Consider the following 19,045-nt stretch of genomic DNA (forward strand, 5'->3'; position numbering starts at 1 on the left):
CTGACACCGACAGCCCCTGGGCACTCATCGGTCACGGAGCCAATCAATCTGCCTCCGCCATTCACGCTGGTGAGGCTGCGCGAAAGTCGTGACTCTTTTGCCCATGCCATGCATATCGCCGAAGAGAGTGGGGCAGGTACGCTGACCTACGTGGGGCGGTTCGATCTTGCCGAGTTCGCAGTCGTCCTTGAACCTGGCGAGCCGTTGCGTACCGCGCGCCGCGCCTTCTTTGCGGGGATGGTGGCGCTGACCGACGCCTTGCGCGCGTATGCGCCGCCGAACAAGGAGATCTCGATCGACTGGCCGGACGCGATCCGTGTTGACGGCGGCCTCGTTGGTGGCGGGCGGCTCGGCTGGCCTTCGTCCGCAAAGGAGGACGAGCCGCCGCGCTGGCTGGTGTTCGGTGCCATGATCCGGACGGTTGCGATGAGCGACAGGGAAGCCGGCGTTTATCCACTCGCTTCCGCCCTGGATCAGGAGGGTTTTGGTGAGGCCGGCGCGATTCAGGTGACGGAGAGCTTTGTGCGGCATCTGATGCGCGCTCTCGACGGCTGGCAAGCCGATGGATTCGACGACATCGCACGCGAGTTTCTAAGTCGGTTGCCGCGTGCGCGGCAAACCACATATGTGATCGCTGACAACGGTGACCTTATTGCCCGCCGGATTGGGACAAACAGGACCGATCGGCACGACCTGAAGAAGGGCTTGCTATCGCCGTCATGGTTCGATTCAATACTCGGAGGACCGCGTCTGTGAAGCTCTTGCGCACCATCGCGCTCGATCCATCCGACACGTTCGTGTTCGACGTGCCGGCGCAGCCCGGCGATTGGGCAGTGTCTGGCGCCTTCCGCTTTTGTAATCGGGATGCAGCGAAGCTGAGCGGCAAGGACCGTTCGGCGTTTCGAAGCGGTTTCCTCGGCGTGCAATCCTGGGGCTGGTCGACATTGGTGCAGATCGTCCCCGCGACTGAGGGCGATCGCCGGACGTTGGTGGAGCTCCTTGCGAAACAACTGGTCGAACGGTTCGGGGCGCCGGACCTTGCAACCGCGTGCCTTGCCGCTGAAGAGGAAGTCGCCTTTGCGCAATCACTCTGCACGCATCCCATCAGCGCGCTGATCGCGGTCCACCGCTCGGCGAGCAATGGCGAGGTCCGCGAGTCATTCCGCAGATTGCAACTGCGCGAGGGCCAGCGTCACGGCAAGGCGTTCTCGTTCATGGAAGTGGAGGATGACACCGAGCCCGACAAGGATCTCAATCTTGCGAATATGAGCGAGGAGCCGTCGCGCCGATGAGGGATTTCTGGATCGCCTGCGGCCACCATCTGCTCGATCACAATGCGAGCGGCGGGCTCGTGGTCACGGATGAGTTCCTGAAGGCCTACTTCGTGCGCCCCGAACTGATGCCGCCGGACGACGCTTGCGCGGTCGAACGCAGGTTGCACCAGGAGCTGCTCGCTGACCCGGGCCGGGCAGTCGCTGCGGAGGAGGTAGCTGCGATCGCCGATGCGGATGCGCGGGAGAACTGGCAATTCGTACTGGCATTTCGGAAGCTTCTGCTGCGCGAACCCACGTTGGAAGCGGCCTATCTTGCATTGGTTCGCTCACGTCACGTCAACCTGCCGCCGCTGTTTGTGAACCACCTTGTTCACGTGATCCTGCGAAATGCGCTTGACGGCTGCGAGGACCCGTTCGTGCTGCGCGCGGCCGAACTGTTCTTCCGGCCGCAGCGTATCGTGCCGCACGAACACTTGCTGCTGTTGGGCGACGAGGAAATCATTGGCGGGCCAAGCCAAACGCCCGTGTTGTCGCTGATGTCCATGTTGGGGGCAACAACCGGCGCGGAGATCGACGTCCTCAGCGAGGGGAATGCCGACAGCTACTGGCAGCGCAGCGATCAGTTCGATCTTGCGCTCGATTTCACCGGCGGAACGCGGGGCCCCGCTGCGCTGGCAGAGGCCATGGGGCGCTGGATTACTCATTTGCTTGGATTTGCCGTCGGAATTGAGCCGCTCACCGCCCTGCGCGATGCGAAGCTCACCTGGTATGTTGGGCTCGATGCTGAAGCCACCCGGATGGGCGACCAGCTTTGGCATGGAGAGGCGCTGGACGACCACACCGCAAGCCGTGTGCTGGCGCTGTTCCGGCTCACTTTTCCAGATTCCAGCCTGGTCGTTGATGCGGTCGGGCGCGAGCCGGTCTACCTGATCCTTGCAACGACCTCCGATCAGCTGGTGCAGATGAAGCCGCAGAATCTGTTGACGGGGCTGCCGATCAAGCACCTGGAGGCTGCAACGTGAGCCCCGGCGCGCTGCCATTGTTGCGCATTCCGGTCGGCGTTGTCGTCGAGCGCCGCAAGGCGGATTCCCCATGGATTGATTTTGTCTGGCGCGGCATCGGCGTCTTGCCGGATGAGTCGGAGATGATGCCGTGGACTGTCCTACGGGCGCAGGAGGGATTGACGCTCTTTTATGCCGGGAACGCCATGGTCGATCTCTATCGCTCGGAAACCGAGCGCTACCGCGACAATCTTGCCACGGGCGCTCCCCGCATCTGGATCGTATTGACTCCCTCCGAGGGCGCCTGGCCCTATGCCGTTTCGGCCGTCACCGCAGATCCAGCGGAAGGCGAGGCATTCACGGAAGCAGGTGCCAATCTTGTCGAAGCGGTGCCAATGCCTGAGATACTGCATAAGGCGATTGAAAATTTCATCGCCGAGCACCACGTCGAGAGGGAATTCGTCAAGCGCGAGCGACGCCGCGCCGATCCTGAGGCGCTTGCGCGGCGTCACCACGACGGTGAGCACGAATGAGCGACGAGCAATTCCTGGCGCGCTGGGCGCGCCGCAAGCAAGAGGCGAAGGCCGGTCACGCTGAACCAGCCCCTGAAGAAGCCGCTGAGGCGCATGGGCCGGCGCTGTCCAACCGGGCTGCGGCAGAGCCGGCTCCCCCGGAGACGGAGCTGTCGAACTTGCCCCCGATTGAATCGATCGATGCTGCCACCGACATCACGGCTTTCCTGCGCAAAGGCATTCCGCAGGAGTTGAGCCGGGCGGCGCTCCGTCGCGCCTGGAGCGCCGATCCCACCATCCGCGATTTCGTGGGGTTGGCGGAAAACGCCTGGGACTTCAACGACCCGAACGCCATGGCTGGCTTCGGTCCGCTGGACTATTCGGCCGAGCAAATTGACGCTCTCGTCCGCCGCGTCGTCGGGGGCGTGGTAGAGGCCGCCGAGGGCCTCCCTAATCCGCCCGAGGCTGCCGAAGACGCCGCGCGATCGGTTCCCGCGGAGGCCGGTTTCGAGCAATCATCAAATCCGGTGAAGGCGATCACGGAACCTCGACCGCTCGGCGAGTTCGCAGCCGCGGAATTGCCGTCGAATTCTACTGCATCGCAACCCGTAGCTGCGAGTGAAGAGACTCCCCTTCGGCACCGCACACATGGCGGGGCGTTGCCCCGGTAGACTGCGACTAAATGCGATAGCCTCAGACTATGGCTATCAATTGACCGCTCCCGGACACGCGGCTAGTCTTTGTTACGCAAACGCAATCAAGCGCTTGGCCCCCTGGATGGGAGGTCGGCATGCGCGATGCGGGCCTTGAACGAGCCATCGATGCGGCGGGCGGCGTTGCCGAGCTTGCCCGAAAAATCGGTATTGCCCAGCCCTCGGTGTCGAACTGGAACAGGGTGCCCGCGCAACGTGTGATTGCGGTCGAAGGCGCAACGGGTGTGTCGCGCGAAGTGCTTCGTCCCGATCTCTATAGCGAGCCGGCCGCGCCGGACGACGCGGTTGATCCGACCGATGCCGCGCGCGCGCAGGAATACGCGCTGCTTGCAACCTTGCTCTCGTCCGCGCCGTCGGCCGCATTGCTCGAGCAGATCGCGCAACTGCATGGCGATGCGACGCCGCTTGGACGCGCCCACGCAACCCTTGCAGAAGCTGCATCGGTAGCGGCCGTATCCGAGGTCGAGCGCGAATATTTTGACCTCTTCGTCGGTCTGGGTCGCGGCGAGTTGCTGCCTTACGCATCCTATTACTTGACGGGCTTTCTCCACGAACGTCCGCTGTCGCGCCTGCGCGACGATCTCGCCGCGCTCGGCATTGAGCGGGTCGAGAGCAATTTTGAGCCCGAGGATCACGCGGCGACGCTGTGCGAGATCATGGCGGGCCTTGCGGTGGCACGCTTTCCGGTGCCAACGGAAGCACAGCGCACATTCTTCGAGAAGCATGTGTCCCGCTGGATGGGACGTTTGTTTGACGACATGGAGAAGGCGGAAAACGCCAAATTCTACCGGTCGGTCGGAACACTTGGACGAAATTTTCTGGAAATCGAATCCGAGGCTTTCACGTTCGTCAACTGACCAGCGCCGCTGGTCCAGGAGAGATGCGATGAGGGACGAGCAGAGAACGACAGTCGGACGCCGCGATTTCCTTCGCAAGGTCGGCATCGGCACGGTCGGTGCGGGCGCGACGTTGGCAACGCCCTTGATCACGCCTGCTCAGGCGGACAGCGAGACCGACGATGAGAAACGCAAGGCGCGCTACAAGGAGACCGATCATGTGAAGGCGTACTACCGTGTCAATCGCTATCCGGGTTGAGAGGAGGCGGCCGTGCTGATCAGGAGAACACAACAGCGTTCCGAATCCGCTTCACGCGGATCAATCGCGGAAGGTTTGTCCGGGCAAACCAATGGTCTCGACCGCCGCACCTTCCTGCTCCGGTCCGGCCTTGGTGGCGGCGCTCTCGCCGCAGTGAGCACGCTGCCGGTCGGTGGCGTCCGCAAGGCGAAAGCAGCAGTGGCAGGTCCCCTCACATCGGGAGCAACCGTTCGCAAGAGCGTCTGCACGCATTGTTCGGTTGGATGCACCGTGACGGCGGAGGTGCTGAACGGGGTGTGGATCGGCCAGGAGCCGAGCTGGGATTCCCCGATCAATCGCGGATCACATTGTGCCAAGGGCGCTTCTGTGCGCGAGCTCGTGCACAGCGAGCGGCGGCTGCGCTATCCGATGAAGCTTGTGGGTGGGCAGTGGACGCGTGTCTCCTGGGATACGGCGATCAACGAGATCGGCGACAAGCTCCTGGAAGTCCGCGAGAAATCTGGGCCCGATTCCATCTATTGGCTCGGCTCGGCCAAAATGACGAACGAAGGCGCCTATCTGTTCCGCAAGCTCGGCGCGTTCTGGGGAACCAACAACACCGATCATCAGGCGCGCATCTGCCATTCAACGACCGTTACCGGCGTGGCCAACACCTGGGGCTACGGCGCGATGACCAACAGCTTCAACGATATCCGCAATGCCAAGACCCAGGTCATCATGGGCGGCAATCCAGCCGAGGCGCACCCTGTATCGTTGCAGCATCTGCTCGAGGGCAAGGAGCTTCAAAAGGCCAACTTTGTCGTCATCGACCCGCGCCTGACGCGAACCGCGGCACACGCGACCGAATATGTTCGGATGCGGCCGGGCACCGACATCCCGGTGCTGTACGGCATGATGTGGCACATCCTCCAGAACGGGTGGGAAGACAAGGAGTTCATCCGACAGCGGGTCTATGGATTCGATGATCTCCGGAAAGAAGTGGAGAAGTGGAATCCGGCAGAAGTCGAGCGTGTCACCGGCATTCCCGGCGAGCAGCTCAAGCGCGTCGCCAAGATGTTTGCTACCGAGAAGCCGGCAACGCTGATCTGGGCCATGGGCCAGACCCAGAAGACCGTTGGCACCGCCAACGTGCGGGCCAGTTGCATCGCACTGCTGATGACGGGCAATGTCGGCGGAGCGGGCATGGGCGCCAACATCTTCCGTGGCCATGACAACGTGCAAGGCGCGACCGATGTCGGGCTCGATATCGTCACGCTGCCGTTCTACTACGGGCTCGCCGAAGGCGCGTGGAAGCACTGGTCGCGGGTTTGGGAGGTCGACCATGAGTTCCTGAAGTCGCGCTTCGACTCCAAGCAGATCATGGAAACGCCCGGCATCCCGCTGACCCGCTGGTTCGAAGCGGTGACGCTGCCGAAAGATCAGATCGCGCAGAAGGACAATGTGCGGGCCGTGTTCGTGCAGGGGCACGCCAGCAACAGCATCACCCGCATTCCTGAATCCCTTAATGGCCTGAAGGCGCTCGAGCTGCTCGTCATCGCCGACCCGCATCCGACGACCTGGGCCTCGCTCTCGGTCGAGGCGGGACGCAAGGATGGAGTCTACATTCTCCCGGTTGCCACGCAATTCGAGTGCAAGGGTTCGCGCGTTGCCTCGAACCGCTCGTTGCAATGGGGCGAGCAGGTCGTGAAGCCGATCTTCGAATCGAAGGACGACCTCGAGATCATCTATCTCCTGGCGAAGAAGTTCGGCTTCGCCGACAAGATGTTCAAGAACATCAAGGTCGAGAACAATCTGCCCGAGGCGGAGGATGTGCTGCGTGAGATGAACCGCGGCAGCTGGTCGACCGGCTATTGCGGGCAATCGCCCGAGCGCCTCAAGGCGCATATGAAGAACCAGGCGAAGTTCGACATGCTGACGATGCGGGCGCCCAAGGACGATCCCGAGGTCGGCGGCGACTATTACGGTCTGCCTTGGCCGTGCTGGGGATCACCTGAAGTCAAGCATCCGGGCACGCCGCTGCTCTACAACACCAATCTGCACGTGATGGACGGTGGCGGCACGTTCCGTCCGCGCTTTGGCGTCGAGCGCGAAGAGAAGCTGCCCGACGGCACCACGCGCAAGGTCAGCCTGCTCGCGGACGGCTCGTACTCGAAGGGTTCGGCGATCGAGGACGGCTATCCGGAATTCACGCTGGCGAGCCTGAAGAAGCTCGGCTGGGACACGGAGCTCACGGAAGCCGAAATGGCTGTTATCAACAAGATCAACCCGGCCAAGCCAGACGTGGTGTCGTGGTCGCTCGACCTGTCGGGCGGAATCCAGCGTGTCGCGCTCATGCATGGTTGCGTGCCCTATGGCAACGGCAAGGCGCGGATGAATGCGTTCGGCTTGCCCGACCCCATTCCGGTACACCGGGAGCCGATCTACACGCCGCGCGTCGACCTGGTCGCGAAATATCCGACGTTGCCCGACGCCGAGCAGTTCCGGATGCCCAATATCGGCTTCTCGGTGCAAAAGGCGGCGGTCGAGAAGGGGATCGCGAAGCAATTTCCGCTCATCCTGTCGTCCGGCCGTCTGGTCGAATATGAGGGCGGCGGCGAGGAGACGCGCACCAACCCCTGGCTCGCCGAATTGCAGCAGGACATGTTCATCGAGATCAATCCAGCCGATGCCGCCGAGCGCGGCGTCACGGACGGTGGCTGGGTCTGGGTCACGGGCGCAGAGAACAATTCGAGGGCCAGGATGAAGGCGCTCGTCACCGAGCGTGTCGGCAAGGGCGTTGCCTGGATGCCTTTCCACTTCGGCGGTTGGCTCGCAGGCAAGGATCTTCGCAGCAACTACCCCAAGGGCACCGATCCGATCGTGCTCGGCGAAAGCGCGAACACGATCACCACCTACGGGTATGATCCCGCGACGAACATGCAGGAGACGAAAGTCACTCTCTGCCAGATCGCGGCGGCATAAGGAGCAACGACGATGGCACGTATGAAATTTCTCTGCGACGCCGACCGTTGCATCGAGTGCAACGCCTGCGTGACGGCCTGCAAGAACGAGCACGAGGTCCCCTGGGGCATCAACCGGCGTCGTGTCGTCACCATCAATGACGGCAAGCCGGGCGAACGCTCGGTCTCGATGGCCTGCATGCACTGCACCGATGCGCCCTGCGCTGCGGTGTGTCCGGTGAACTGCTTCTACACCACCGCCGACGGCGTGGTGCTGCACTCCAAGGACCTCTGCATCGGCTGCGGCTATTGCTTCTACGCCTGTCCGTTCGGCGCGCCGCAATATCCGAAGGTCGGCAATTTCGGCTCCCGCGGCAAGATGGACAAATGCACCTATTGCGCCGGCGGTCCCGAAGCCGACGGCAGCAAGGAGGAATACGAGAAATACGGCGCGAACCGGCTTGCCGAAGGCAAGCTGCCGCTCTGCGCCGAGATGTGCTCGACAAAATCGCTGCTCGCCGGCGATGGCGAGATCATCGCCCAGATCTACAGAGAGCGCGTACTGAAGCGCGGCTACGGCTCGGGCGCATGGGGCTGGAAAACCGCCTATCGCGAGACGATCGAGTCCTGAAGCAGGCCGCGGCCACGCGGCGCAGATGCCGAGGAGGAGTTCATGTCGTCATCCGGAAGGTTCATTCCAGTCACCATCGGCGCGTGGGCATTGCTTCTGTTGATCATTGCGGCGCCGGCACCGTCACTGGCCCAGCAGGTCAATCCGACAGCGAGCTCGGTTAGCGAGCGGCAGCTGCTCCAGGAAATGGACCGGATCCAGGGGCGCGTCAGCATTCCCGACCAGCGCTCCAGCGTGCTCATGCAGCCGGCTGGCCGCGAGTGGCGTGAATTCCGCAACGTGGCGCTGCGCTGGATTGGCGGGGTTGCCATCCTCGGCATGCTGGCGGTTCTCGTGATCTTCTATTTGACGCGCGGCATGGTCCGTCTGGAAAGCGGACGATCCGGCCGCACAATCGTGCGCTTTTCCTTATTCGAGCGTTTCGTGCATTGGATGACTGCGACCTGCTTTGTCGTTCTGGCGATTTCCGGATTGAACATCACCTTCGGCCGTCCGTTGCTCCTGCCGCTGATTGGCCACGAGGCGTTTTCCGAATGGTCGCAGTGGGCGAAGTACGCGCACAACTACCTCAGCTTTCCGTTCACCATCGGAGTCGTGCTGATCTTCCTGATGTGGATCGCTGGCAACGTCCCGAACAAGGCGGATGTCGATTGGATCAAGCGCCGTGGCGGTATGGTGGGTCACGATCATCCACCGGCCTATCGTTTCAACGCCGGCCAGAAGGCGATCTATTGGATCGTGGTCATCGGCGGAGGCCTGGTGGCGGCCACCGGATATGTGCTGATGTTCCCGTTCTATCTGTCAGGTATCGAAGGGATGCAGTTCGCGCAGATCGTTCACTCCATCGTGGCGATGCTCTTCATCGCGGCGATGCTGGCGCACATCTATATCGGGACGATCGGTATGGAAGGCGCGTTCGAGGCAATGGGCAGCGGCACTGTCGATGTCAACTGGGCCAAGGAGCACCATGGGCTCTGGCTTGAAGAGCAGAACGCGCGCGCCGAAGCGAATGCACGGCCCCGGCCGGCGGCCACCGCGGCGGAGTAGGGATCGCGCGGCCCATAAATGTGCCAGGCGCTTGGTCAGAGCCGCACGCCCGTCGTCGCAAACGCTTGTTGGACGGGTTCCTGGATCTGGTCAAGGACGACAAAACCGGCCGCCGCGATCACAATTGCGGCTGCGCAGGCGAGCAAGAAGGCTTTCATGGCAAGGCTCCGCCGGAGATCGGGGGGTAGTTTATATGAGCGAGCAACCTGCGGACAACTGAATCAGCACGTGCCGAAATCCGATCGTTGGTTGGCCGGTTGGCACGATAGCGCCGCCGAATCTACCACAAGAACGGAGAGACCATAGTCAGCTGTCGAGCAGTAGTTTGACGAAACAACATAGGCAATCATCGCGACTCGTTGGCGCAATCGCAGAGCCGTCAGGAAGAAACTGTCCGCAGATCATTTAGGTCGCGCCGATGAACGGCACATCGCGTGCCTTTGAATTATGACAAATTTTCTGCTGGCGGCGGCCTTAACGGACCGGGCAGCTCGATCCGCAGGCTGGACGAGCACCCGGTCGTGCATGTGGCGTTCAACGACGCCGAGGCCTTTGCCAAGTGGGCAGGCAAGGAACTTCCGACCGAGGCCGAATGGGAATTCGCGGCGGACCTCGCCACTTTGCGCTGTTTCGCGATCCTGGCGACCCAGGTTCGAGCACCCGTGCCCCCGCCTTGAAGCGCTATTCCGACCGCGAAATCGAGCGGCGGGCGTCCCTCATTTCCGCTATGATCAAGCCATGACGATCGGGATCACCGGACCCGAACGGAAGGTACCAAGGCAGAGTGCCGTGGTCGGGCTCACTATTGCGGCCGCTGTCATTGGGGTTTGCCTGATCCTGCTTTGGCTCGCGAGCGACCTCCTCGTCGACTGGCTGTGGTTTTCCTCGATCAATTATCCGCAGGTTTTTTGGACGACAATCGGTGCGAAAACCGTCATCTTTCTTGCGGTCTGGACCGGAACCGCCATCATCCTTTGGCTGAACGGATGGTTCGCCCTGCGCTTTGCCCGACGGCGGTCGACACAGCTTGTCACCGCTTCGGTGTGGAACTTCGCGGTCAACGCGCCGCCAGATTTGCTTGCGCTTTTACGCGGTCGACTGCCGTGGTCCCGGTTGACCGTAGGTGGGGCAGCTTTGATCGCTCTGCTCGTCGCCGCCGCAGAAGTCGGCAACTGGGGTGTCTTCCTGCGGTTTGTCTATCAGGTGCCATATGGCGCAGACGATCCGCTCTACAACAAGGACATCGGCTTCTATCTCTTCTCGCTGCCCGCCTATATCCTCATCAAAAACTGGATCATGCTCGTGCTCGTTCTCAGCGCGCTTTTCGCCGCGGCGATCTACTGGGTGCACGGCGATATCGAATACGACCTTCATCGCCGATCAATGTCGTCGATGGCGATTGCCCACGGCTCGGTGCTGCTCGGTCTTTTCTTTGCAGTGAAGGCCTGGTCCTATGGTCTTGATCGCTATCTGCTGCTCTACGGCGACAACGGTGTGGTCGTCGGCGCAAGCTACACCGATGTCCACGTGAGGCTCCCGGCCTTGTGGTTGGTGATCGGACTTTCGGTCATCGCGGCGTTCGCCACGTGGGCAAATTTGCGGGTGCGCACCTACCGGCTTCCTGCCGCCGCGTTCCTGCTTGTCGTGATCGGGTCTTTCGTGCTGTCTAGCGTGATTCCCGTGCTGTTCCGGGAGTTCTTCGTCAAACCAAGCGAATTGGAGCTGGAAAGGCCCTATATCGAACGCAACATTGCGCTCACCCGGCAGGCATACAATCTCGATCAGATCGCAGCCAAGCCGTTTGCGGCGGAACAGAAGCTTAGCTTCAAGACGCTCGACGCCAACAAGGCGACAATCGACAATATCAGGCTGTGGGACTGGCTGCCCTTGTCGGACACCTACGCGCAGCTGCAAGAGATCCGCACTTACTACAAATTCCATGATCTTGATGTTGATCGCTACTGGCTCGATGGCTCCTACCAAAGCGTAATGCTCTCGGCTCGCGAATTGCGGCCCTCCCTGCTGCCGCCGAATGCCCAGACATGGGTCAACCGCCACGTGCTGTTTACTCACGGCAATGGCGCGGTGATGAGCCCGGTCACGCGCAAAAGCACCGAGGGGCTACCGCTGCTCTATTTGCGGGATATCCCTCCGGTTGCGGATGGAGGCCCCAATATCCACGAGCCGCGCCTCTACTACGGCGAACGGAGCGACAACTACGTCATCGTCAAGGGGAGCACGCCGGAGTTCGACTATCCGAAGGGAAAGGACAATGTCTACGCGGCTTATGACGGTACGGGCGGCGTTCCGATAGGGGCGATGGTGTGGAGAGGCCTGTTCGCTTACTACTTCAACGACCCGAACCTACTGCTCTCAAGCTACATCACGACCGACAGCCGTATCATGATCCGGCGCAATATCGGGGAAAGAGTACGAACGATCGCCCCGTTCCTCAGGCTCGATCACGATCCTTATCTGGTCATCAGCAATGGGCGGATGTTCTGGATGCAGGACGCCTACACGGTGAGTTCCTACTTCCCCTCCGCGCAGCCGGCGCAAGACGAGGATATCAACTACATTCGCAATTCAGTGAAGGTCATCGTCGATGCCTATAACGGGACCGTCGACTTTTACCTGATGGAGACCGGCGATCCGATTGCAGCGACCTATCGGCGTATCTTTCCGAGCCTGTTCAAGCCATTCTCGGCCATGCCGGCGGATATGCAGAGGCACATTCGCTATCCGGAGGACCTGTTCCTGATTCAGGCGCAGCTCTATCAGAGCTATCACATGGAGGCCGCTGACGTTTTCTATAACCGCGAGGATCTCTGGCAGTTCCCGCGCCAGCCGGGCGGCGGCGGCATTGCGACGATGGCCCCATATTACATCATCATGCGACTGCCCGGCGAGCCGCAGGCCGAGTTTTTCCTCATGCTTCCCATGGTGCCAAGCCGCCGCGACAATATGATCGCGTGGCTCGCCGCGCGTTGCGACGCACCCGACTACGGCAAGCTGATTGTCTACGAGTTTCCCAAGGAGAAGCTCGTCTACGGGCCGTTCCAGATCGAAGCGCGGATCAATCAGAGCACCGATATATCGCAGCAGATCACGCTGTGGAATCAGATGGGCTCGCGGGTGATACGCGGTGCGAACCTGCTTGTGATCCCAATCGAGAACTCGATCCTCTATGTAACGCCGCTCTATTTGCGAGCGGAGCACGGACACCTGCCGGAGCTGAAACGCGTGATCGCAGCCTATGGTGAACATGTGGTGATGAAGGAGACGCTCGACGAGGCCTTGTCAGCACTGTTTATCGAGCCTGGCGCGGTGCGGCCGGTCTCGAGCACGAAGGAGGAAATGCCTGTCGCACGCCCGTCGGCAAGTCAGGCACGGGAGGCGCTCGACCGCTACAATCATGCCGTTGAACGATTGAAGTCCGGCGACTGGAAAGGCTTTGGCACGCAGTTCGACGCAATGCGCGAGCTTCTGGAGGAAATGAACCGGCACGCCACGGGCCACTAGCGTCGCGGCTCCTTTGGCGCTCATTGGGGAACACAGGGGCTGCATAGTTCGGGCTGAACACGCAACGAAGAGAGGCCTTGAGCTTGATCCGATACAGGCGGTGTTTGCACTCGCGGTACGAATGCCGCTGAGAAGCGAGGTGGACCGCAAGCAGGTCGAGCTGGATCTCCCCTGTGAACCAACCGACAGGCCCACTGTCGCGCCTACTGCTGTAGCCACTGACTGAGTTCATCTTCAGTTACAACACGCTCGAAATTCTCGGTTTTGCTTTTGATGCGGTATCGAATGCGTCCGTCCGCCTCAATCGGGAGGCATGCAACAATAGTGTAGACGGTCCGTTCGCCATTGTCGGCGCGGCCCTGCGGTCGCTGGGCTTGATGATGAACGTCGTCGTTGATCGAGAAGATGTAGGGCATTGTGTTCCTTACAGCATTTGGGGTGCGTGCGCCTCACAGAGAAGCCCGCCGGCCCGCTGATTGCAATCAAGGTTTTGCGGGCCGTGAACAGTCCCTTCGAGAAGGCCGCGGAACCCGAGGCCAGCCGCGGCGCCCTCTCATCTCATTCCCGTGGCAACCCATGCCACCGGTGGTATGGTGAAGGGGTTCGACCTATTGAATGACTTGATGGCCGCGCCCCGAGGGGGCCTTTCCAAGACATCGCTGGATCGAATTTGCTCACACGGATTGTGGGTAGCGAACTCTTTCGTGGGTACTGTTGGAGACGGATAATGGCAACGGGTGTCGTGAAGTGGTTCAACGGCCAGAAGGGCTTTGGCTTTATTCAGCCGGACAATGGTGGGCCGGATGTATTTGTTCACATTAGCGCCGTCGAGCGTGCGGGCCTTCATGGACTAGCCGAAGGGCAGAAGGTCTCCTTCGAGGAGAAGACCGATCCGAGGCGCGGAAAGACGAGCGCTGAAAATCTGAAGACCCTATAACATCGGTCGACGCTTCGGTTTCACGGATGTACTGAGAAGCAGGCTACAGGGGGGATATCATCGCCGACCTGCGGCGGAGATGCCGCACGATTGTTCGTTAAGTTTTATCGTTCATCCGCTAGGTCGTGGAACTTAGCACCAGCGGCACCGTCCCCAGCGTGCGCAGCAGCCGCCGCAACCCCCGCAGCCACCGCAACCACGCACAGCTCGGCAACCACGGCAGCCACGGCAACCACCGCAACCTCGGCGAACAACAACGGCGGCTAGCTGCACGTCGCTTCCAGCATTTTCCTTATCGAAGAGATAGAACGTGGCGAGACTGACGTCGGCCATTTCCTCTTCGCCAAGAACGAAGCGCTGATTGGGCGAGATGTTGTCAGAATGCGGGATATGAGCAGTGGGTATCGTGTGCGCGGATGCGCTCCCCGCCAGCGAGAGACCCAGTCCGGCCGTACCGAGTGCCGTGACGGCGGCGGCTTTGGTTGCGCGTACGTGCTTCGCAGCTTGCTTCACCCGTGGCATGGTCGCCATCTTTTCGGAAGTTGTCGTGAAAGGGTCAGCTTGACGTAGCAAGTGTGCCTGTACGTCTAGAAATGCGACCTAGCGCATTCGGTTCCCCTTCGCGCGCGGGTCTTTTTGAGTTGCAACTGGTGGCGGACCCGACTGACCGTCTGACGATGTCCGTTAACAGGGGCAGAGCGGAAGTTGGATTTCGCGGCGGTCAATGCGGATTTTGACCCGAAGCCGACAGGTTCGAACAGCTGGCGCTTTCCGCAAGGCTCCAGCCAGCGAGGCGACTGCGCAAGTGCTGCTCAAGAATTAAACGTCGATTGGTTTCTAATCTGGTGAGCGCGTAAAGGGTACAAACCGCACGAGGCTGGCGGCGCGCGTTGTTGTCTTGCCCGGGCCGGTTTTTTCCACCACCGTGAGCTGCTGAGTGGTGTAGGCAGGTCCCACCGGCATCACCAGCCGGCCACCCAATTTGAGCTGCTCAATCAGCGGCGCCGGTACGTGCCCGAGCGCTGCGGTGACGATGATTGCTTCAAAAGGACCGCAATCGGGCCAGCCAGCATAGCCGTCGCCAAGCCGAACGCTCACATTGTCATACGCGAGGTCCTTGAGCGTTTTGGCTGCGGCTGCGGCCAACTGCGGGATGATCTCGATGGTGCAGACCTTTCGCGCCAGGTGCGCAAGGATGGCAGCCTGATAGCCCGAACCCGTACCGACTTCGAGCACAACATCATCGGGCGCGACGTAAGCCAGCTGAGTCATCAAGGCCACGATGAATGGCTGCGATATGGTCTGGCCGGCGCCGATCGGAAGCGGCATGTCTGCGTATGCGATGGAGCAAGATCGCTCAGGGATGAACAGATGGCGTTGTGTTTGCCCCATGGCCTCAAGGACTCTCCCCGACAGCCCCTGCTGTCCCAAAACACTGACGTGGGACCGGGCGTAGGACCGGATGGTTTCGACCATGGCGGCGCGTTCGAGGACGCATTGAGCGTCCTGTGCGGTCACTTCGCGCACGACGGTCACCATAGAAAGCACGAGCAGCAGCAAGGTCCTCATGAGCCGTCTCCCCGATCTCGGTGGCGCGGCGGCGACAAGGCCGGTTGCGACGCACCCGCAGCAACCAGTCATGCCGGCGCTTGGGTCACCATCTATCTATGACGCGCGGTTGAGAAAGATCGGCAACCCCTGCTTGTTGCCGTAGATGGGGCGATAGCGCTCCGTGTTGTAGCTGCTGGCGACGTCCAATTTGCGCGGGCCGAGCTTGGCGTCAGGGATGGGCACGAGGTCGTAGCAGCCCTCTACCAGCGCCGACATGAGGCCGGTCTTGCCTTCCAGGATGGCATCGTAGGCCATGTTGCCGAAAGTCAGGGCCACAAGCTTGTCGATGAAGTCCGGATCGCCCGATCGCAGGTCGTAGGTGAGGTCGGAGGTGATCGTCTCCTCGCCGGCGCGCCGCTTGATCTCGTCGGCAAGCGATTCCGCCACGTTGGCCTTCTTGCGGTGACCGTAGGCGTCAGGCTCGCCGTATTCCTGCAGGTTGAAGCCCTCCCACTCGGCACCCTCGCTGAGCACGATCAGCGCGTAGTTGCTTGGGTTCGCTCGCTTCTCCTCGAGGAGCAGCTGGATCAGTTTGTCGAGGTTGACCTTGTACTCCGGTATGACGCATCGTATCGAGGTCGCATACGCGGCGTAGAGCGCTGTGAATCCAGCATCGCGGCCAAAGACGCGGAAAATGCCAATTCGCTCATGCGAGCCGACAGTGGTGCGCTGTCGCTGGATGGCATCGCTGGCGCGGGTGATCGCGGTCGAGAAGCCGATGCAGTACTCGGTGTTGCGGACGTCGTTGTCCATCGTCTTCGGGATGGCGATGATCTTGACGCCGAGTTCGTTGAGCTTGGCCGCATAGCTGAGCGTGTCGTCGCCGCCGATGGCGATCAGGTGTTCGATTCCGAGCCCCGAAAGGTTCGCCAGCACCTGGCCGGTGAGGTCCCAGGTCTTGGTTACGATGCCGTCCTTGGTACTCAGGGAGACTGGAACGTCCCTGCCGACGAGATGATCGGGCAGCTTTTGTATTTTGGACGGATTGATGCGGCTCGAGTGCAGCACGGTGCCGCCGCGCCGGTCGATAGTGCGAGTGTTTTCACGGTTGAGCGGGATGACATAGTGAGACCTGCTGGTCGGGTCCTCGAGGTTCAAGTGCGTGAGGGCCTCCCAACCACGGCGGAGACCGACGACCTCGATGTCGTTCTCACTGCCGCGATAAGTCACGCTCTTGATGACTGCGTTGAGGCCGGCGACGTCGCCGCCGCCCGTGAGAATGCCGATGCGTCTTTTCGCCAAGCCAAACCTCCCAGCATTGGCAGGTCGTAATAATGCACAGCGCAGCTTCGCTACTCGGCCGCTTCCGGCTTGCGCTCCTCACGCAGCCGAAATCGCTTCACGAGTGCGGATACGGTGTCGCGGAAGCCGCCATATTCCAGCTCAGAATAGGGCAGCATCGCAGCGCCGGACCAGCCCTGGCTGCGCATCTCGATTGCCTTGCGTTGCGCGCGCCGGCGCACCTCGTCCCACGCCGGGTTGTCGAAGAAATCGGTATAGGACTCGGAAAAGCGGCCGTCCTTGTCGACCGAAAAGCCAGCGCAAGAAACGATCGGCAGGCAGTACATGCCAGTGACCGGTGTATTGAGCGGCACGGGCATCAGCGGCATCACATGCGAGCCGCGCGCATCGCCGCCCACGAAGTGTGCCTTGGCGAAGGGCGAGATAATTTCCTCGGGCGCCGGGAAAATTCCCTGGTTTCTGATGATTGCGACCGGATCGTCCTTGCCGGTGTACTTGCCTGCGATTGCGTGAAGACGTTGCGCCGACACGGCGGCGGCAACCTCGCCATATGTTTGAGAAACGATGCGATCAATGCCAAAGCGCTCGTTGTCGCGGAGCAGCGCGGCAATGTGGTAGTTGTCCTCGGGCGCGTCGAGTTCGATCACGCTGTCGCCCGCCGTGTGGTCCATGTCGATGACATGGAAACGGAATCCCTTGATCATCGGGGGTAGCATCAGCCCGGCGCAATACATGGGATCAGCGAAGGCGAGGTAGAGCGGCAGGTTATAGGCGCCGGGGCCGCATTTGTCGGCGGCAAACACCATGAATGATTCCGCGGGTCTCGGCCCCGAGAGGCTGTGGTCGAAGCTGAGCTCGGCGACGCCCGGGCCGGCACCGCGAATGTTTCCGGAAGGTGCGTCTGCGAGAAGATCCTGGCCGGCGCCGTAGAGACCGGAAGTCCTTGCAACCGAAGTGGCCGCAAGAAACGCCTTCCAGGCGAGTTGATGGATCTCGGAGCTCCCCTCGCCCCGAGTGTGCGTCATGATGATCGCAATGTCGTCGCCGGTGTGGCAGACAAAACCGTCGATCAACAGACCATTGCAGATCGCCTTCGCGACCTCGCCCTCGACAGCTGCCATCATGCGTGAAGATGGTTTCGTATGCCCGCCGACTGAGCCAACGTCAGCCTTGATGACAGAAAGAGTGAGTCTCATGAGCTTTCTCTCCGACCAGCACAGCGCGACGCCTCTGCGCAGGCTGCGCCGGGGCGACGGCGCTGCTCATACGCCGGAAGAACGTCTGATGTTACGTTAGGTTCCGCAGATGCCCTTCCTGCTCGAAAAATCCGCTTCCCGAGATATTCAACCACCTTAAGGATCATACCAGAACCGATAGGATAAGTAGATCATGCGCCATCATTTTCTACGGTGCACGAGTCCGGTTTTGGCCCGCGTGATACATGCCGGTGCAGTCTGACGATTTCCGTTCACAGGGGTAGACCGGAAGAGAGCGGCATTGTCCGCCGCTTGTGCCCGCACTGTAGGTAAGAAGGTGTCGAAACCACTGGAGAAGCGGCAGCCCAAAGAGCTCAGCAAGCGCCAGCTTTACGCCATACTAGCTGAGGCGGTCAGGAATACGGACTAAGAGCTAGCCCGCGAAGCGCGCCCGCCCTCCATAGTCCTGAAACGGGAAATGATATTGCCCGTCAGAATGCGGCGTCTATTGCAGATCGTGCCAAGACCGGGAAAGTTCGGCAATCTATGACGGCGTGTTCCGCCCGTGAATACACCGTATGGTTGGCCCAGAACAAAACGGGCCACGTTGTCATTTCAAACTAGGCCACTGTCGCCGGAAACAGGCCAGTGCCAAGACTTTGACAGTGGTCCGACCAGATCGACTTGCTTGAGGATGGGAGACCGCTTGGCCTATCACACAGCCCCTCAAAAGTGACCAACGGAAATTATTCGCATTTTCGCAGTGCCGTCATCATCTTCTCAGCCAGCAACAACAACGGCGACGGTCTCTACCTCGTCATCGCGAGTGCAAGAACTGGTGCTAACGGTACTGGAAAGAAGGTAAGCCGCGCTGGCTCGGTCTCGGATCGCTCAAGGACGTGTCGCTAAAGGACGCGCGGCTTGTCCGCGACGCAGCGCGTCTTCGTGTCAAAGGCGATCGCAGCGCACCCGGCGTCGACATCGTGTGGAGAAGCGAGCGGCGCCTGAGGAAGCGAAAGCCGGAGAGACCAAGGTCACCCTGCCTACTTTCGAGCTGTGCGCAGAAATCTACATGCGCGAGCACTGGTCGATCTGGAGCACGAAGCATCGCGGTCAATGGCCGTCGTCGCTCAAACTGTACGCTTACCCGGCAATTGGAAACTCACGACCCCCGAGATCAAGCCTAGCCACGTCTACGAATTGTTGCGGGCGATCCGGGTTGAAAAGCGAGAGACGGCGACAACTTTCAGAACAATGCACCACCTAGCAGGACTTTGGGGGCGATCCGAAGCCGCCGGCCGTCTCCCTAAGGAGGGCAAGAGCGT

17 protein-coding genes and 1 pseudogene are annotated in these 19,045 nt (G+C 61.0%); 13 read left to right on the forward strand and 5 right to left on the reverse strand.

Translation table 11 applies throughout. The features are described from left to right. The first annotated feature begins 48 nt into the window (after positions 1–48). The 10 genes from ABIB99_RS42105 (at position 49) to ABIB99_RS42150 (ending at position 9,212) form a co-directional block, all read left to right on the forward strand. Positions 49–756 carry a biotin/lipoate--protein ligase family protein gene (locus ABIB99_RS42105; RefSeq protein WP_354181771.1) on the forward strand — a complete coding sequence of 236 codons (708 nt, stop codon included), beginning with the start codon at positions 49–51 and terminating at the stop codon, positions 754–756. Then, complete coding sequence (locus ABIB99_RS42110) at positions 753–1,292, forward strand: DUF6505 family protein (RefSeq protein WP_354181735.1); 540 nt, start codon at positions 753–755, stop codon at positions 1,290–1,292. The genes ABIB99_RS42105 and ABIB99_RS42110 overlap by 4 nt, the downstream gene beginning before the upstream one ends. After that, a complete protein-coding gene (locus tag ABIB99_RS42115; RefSeq protein ID WP_354181737.1) occupies positions 1,289–2,296 on the forward strand; it encodes a DUF6352 family protein in 1,008 nt (335 codons plus the stop codon). The genes ABIB99_RS42110 and ABIB99_RS42115 overlap by 4 nt, the downstream gene beginning before the upstream one ends. Further along, on the forward strand, positions 2,293–2,808 hold the full coding sequence (locus ABIB99_RS42120; protein ID WP_071916335.1) for a DUF3305 domain-containing protein: 516 nt from the start codon (positions 2,293–2,295) through the stop codon (positions 2,806–2,808). The genes ABIB99_RS42115 and ABIB99_RS42120 overlap by 4 nt, the downstream gene beginning before the upstream one ends. Further along, positions 2,805–3,458, forward strand: coding sequence for a DUF3306 domain-containing protein (locus tag ABIB99_RS42125; protein ID WP_354181739.1), 654 nt, complete (start codon positions 2,805–2,807; stop codon positions 3,456–3,458). The genes ABIB99_RS42120 and ABIB99_RS42125 overlap by 4 nt, the downstream gene beginning before the upstream one ends. 119 nt (positions 3,459–3,577) lie before the next feature. Next, positions 3,578–4,357, forward strand: coding sequence for a molecular chaperone TorD family protein (locus ABIB99_RS42130; protein WP_354181741.1), 780 nt, complete (start codon positions 3,578–3,580; stop codon positions 4,355–4,357). Positions 4,358–4,385: 28 nt separating this feature from the next. Continuing rightward, positions 4,386–4,595 (forward strand): twin-arginine translocation signal domain-containing protein, encoded by a 210-nt coding sequence (locus ABIB99_RS42135; RefSeq protein ID WP_063985307.1) that lies wholly within the window; start codon positions 4,386–4,388, stop codon positions 4,593–4,595. Between the two features lie 12 nt (positions 4,596–4,607). Beyond that, positions 4,608–7,556: a formate dehydrogenase subunit alpha gene (locus ABIB99_RS42140; RefSeq protein WP_354181744.1), complete on the forward strand. Its 2,949-nt coding sequence runs from the start codon at positions 4,608–4,610 to the stop codon at positions 7,554–7,556. A 12-nt stretch (positions 7,557–7,568) separates the two neighbouring features. Then, positions 7,569–8,165 (forward strand): formate dehydrogenase FDH3 subunit beta, encoded by a 597-nt coding sequence (gene fdh3B, locus ABIB99_RS42145; RefSeq protein WP_063985305.1) that lies wholly within the window; start codon positions 7,569–7,571, stop codon positions 8,163–8,165. A 42-nt stretch (positions 8,166–8,207) separates the two neighbouring features. After that, complete coding sequence (locus ABIB99_RS42150) at positions 8,208–9,212, forward strand: formate dehydrogenase subunit gamma (protein ID WP_354121341.1); 1,005 nt, start codon at positions 8,208–8,210, stop codon at positions 9,210–9,212. Positions 9,213–9,247: 35 nt separating this feature from the next. On the opposite strand, the gene ABIB99_RS42155 is transcribed toward ABIB99_RS42150, so the two are convergent. Next, on the reverse strand, positions 9,248–9,370 hold the full coding sequence (locus tag ABIB99_RS42155) for a hypothetical protein (protein WP_256376430.1): 123 nt from the start codon (positions 9,368–9,370) through the stop codon (positions 9,248–9,250). A 321-nt stretch (positions 9,371–9,691) separates the two neighbouring features. Between ABIB99_RS42155 and ABIB99_RS42160 the strand changes: the two are divergent. Both ABIB99_RS42160 and ABIB99_RS42165 read left to right on the forward strand, forming a co-directional pair. Next, positions 9,692–9,820 (forward strand): annotated as a pseudogene (locus tag ABIB99_RS42160) (formylglycine-generating enzyme family protein); the annotation flags it as partial. Positions 9,821–9,950: 130 nt separating this feature from the next. Beyond that, positions 9,951–12,734 (forward strand): UPF0182 family membrane protein, encoded by a 2,784-nt coding sequence (locus ABIB99_RS42165; RefSeq protein ID WP_063985302.1) that lies wholly within the window; start codon positions 9,951–9,953, stop codon positions 12,732–12,734. Between the two features lie 203 nt (positions 12,735–12,937). On the opposite strand, the gene ABIB99_RS42170 is transcribed toward ABIB99_RS42165, so the two are convergent. Then, positions 12,938–13,150, reverse strand: coding sequence for a hypothetical protein (locus ABIB99_RS42170; RefSeq protein WP_063985301.1), 213 nt, complete (start codon positions 13,148–13,150; stop codon positions 12,938–12,940). A 311-nt stretch (positions 13,151–13,461) separates the two neighbouring features. Between ABIB99_RS42170 and ABIB99_RS42175 the strand changes: the two genes are divergently transcribed. Then, positions 13,462–13,671: a cold-shock protein gene (locus tag ABIB99_RS42175; RefSeq protein ID WP_038945713.1), complete on the forward strand. Its 210-nt coding sequence runs from the start codon at positions 13,462–13,464 to the stop codon at positions 13,669–13,671. Positions 13,672–14,508: 837 nt separating this feature from the next. Here ABIB99_RS42175 and ABIB99_RS42180 read toward each other — a convergent pair. The 3 genes from ABIB99_RS42180 to ABIB99_RS42190 all read right to left on the reverse strand — a co-directional run bounded on the left by ABIB99_RS42180 (position 14,509) and on the right by ABIB99_RS42190 (position 17,720). Further along, complete coding sequence (locus tag ABIB99_RS42180) at positions 14,509–15,240, reverse strand: protein-L-isoaspartate(D-aspartate) O-methyltransferase (RefSeq protein WP_084795290.1); 732 nt, start codon at positions 15,238–15,240, stop codon at positions 14,509–14,511. Between the two features lie 96 nt (positions 15,241–15,336). After that, entirely contained in the window at positions 15,337–16,524 is a 1,188-nt protein-coding gene (locus tag ABIB99_RS42185; protein WP_063985300.1) for a 6-phosphofructokinase, read from the reverse strand. Positions 16,525–16,574: 50 nt separating this feature from the next. After that, positions 16,575–17,720, reverse strand: coding sequence for a fructose-1,6-bisphosphatase (locus ABIB99_RS42190; RefSeq protein ID WP_063985299.1), 1,146 nt, complete (start codon positions 17,718–17,720; stop codon positions 16,575–16,577). Positions 17,721–19,045 lie beyond the last annotated feature (1,325 nt).

The organism is Bradyrhizobium sp. LA6.1 (assembly GCF_040547805.1).
GTDB lineage: Bacteria > Pseudomonadota > Alphaproteobacteria > Rhizobiales > Xanthobacteraceae > Bradyrhizobium > Bradyrhizobium barranii.

Coding starts and splice junctions, on each gene's coding strand:
- ABIB99_RS42155 (WP_256376430.1), bottom strand. CDS start 9,370: ATGAAAGCCTTCTTGCTCGCCTGCGCAGCCGCAATTGTGATCGCGGCG.
- ABIB99_RS42135 (WP_063985307.1), top strand. CDS start 4,386: ATGAGGGACGAGCAGAGAACGACAGTCGGACGCCGCGATTTCCTTCGC.
- ABIB99_RS42180 (WP_084795290.1), bottom strand. CDS start 15,240: ATGAGGACCTTGCTGCTGCTCGTGCTTTCTATGGTGACCGTCGTGCGC.
- ABIB99_RS42190 (WP_063985299.1), bottom strand. CDS start 17,720: ATGAGACTCACTCTTTCTGTCATCAAGGCTGACGTTGGCTCAGTCGGC.
- ABIB99_RS42175 (WP_038945713.1), top strand. CDS start 13,462: ATGGCAACGGGTGTCGTGAAGTGGTTCAACGGCCAGAAGGGCTTTGGC.
- ABIB99_RS42115 (WP_354181737.1), top strand. CDS start 1,289: ATGAGGGATTTCTGGATCGCCTGCGGCCACCATCTGCTCGATCACAAT.
- ABIB99_RS42150 (WP_354121341.1), top strand. CDS start 8,208: ATGTCGTCATCCGGAAGGTTCATTCCAGTCACCATCGGCGCGTGGGCA.
- ABIB99_RS42125 (WP_354181739.1), top strand. CDS start 2,805: ATGAGCGACGAGCAATTCCTGGCGCGCTGGGCGCGCCGCAAGCAAGAG.
- ABIB99_RS42170 (WP_063985301.1), bottom strand. CDS start 13,150: ATGCCCTACATCTTCTCGATCAACGACGACGTTCATCATCAAGCCCAG.
- ABIB99_RS42165 (WP_063985302.1), top strand. CDS start 9,951: ATGACGATCGGGATCACCGGACCCGAACGGAAGGTACCAAGGCAGAGT.
- fdh3B (WP_063985305.1), top strand. CDS start 7,569: ATGGCACGTATGAAATTTCTCTGCGACGCCGACCGTTGCATCGAGTGC.
- ABIB99_RS42130 (WP_354181741.1), top strand. CDS start 3,578: ATGCGCGATGCGGGCCTTGAACGAGCCATCGATGCGGCGGGCGGCGTT.